Raw genomic sequence first — 284 nt, 5'->3', positions numbered from 1 at the left:
AGCTCTTTAACAATTTGATCAGGTAATTCATGTGGGCGCTTGCTGATGTTGGTGACAAATCACCAAATATCAAGGCAAGCGGTCATGAGAACGACAGTTTTTAAACGTAAGTTTTTAAACAACAGTTGAATGAATTCGTTTGAACCTTGAGCCAAGTTTGGTTCGCTTCTGTCACTTTCGAGTGGCGGGTAAGAACCGCATAGATCTTAAACTGAAGAGTTTGATCATGGCTCAGATTGAACGCTGGCGGCAGGCCTAACACATGCAAGTCGAGCGGTAACAGA

The 284-nt window shown here is 43.3% G+C and carries 1 protein-coding gene and 1 other annotated feature (1 of these 2 cut by a window edge); the gene reads right to left on the bottom strand.

What is annotated here, in order from left to right; genetic code table 11:
* Nucleotides 1–100: 100 nt before the first annotated feature.
* The coding region (locus tag KUC_RS19835) for a hypothetical protein (RefSeq protein WP_208854510.1) at nt 101–284 on the bottom strand (184 nt) is incomplete at its 5' end.
* Nucleotides 209–284 (top strand) — a sequence feature (mutual gap in cmsearch alignment for this rRNA model is longer than 100) (it continues 1,375 nt past the right edge of the window). Its footprint overlaps the gene before it by 76 nt.

Origin of the sequence: Vreelandella boliviensis LC1 (assembly GCF_000236035.1) — a bacterium.
Lineage (GTDB): Bacteria > Pseudomonadota > Gammaproteobacteria > Pseudomonadales > Halomonadaceae > Vreelandella > Vreelandella boliviensis.
The sequence above is the reverse complement of the archived record's forward strand: the minus strand, read 5'-3'. Positions and strand labels throughout refer to the sequence as shown.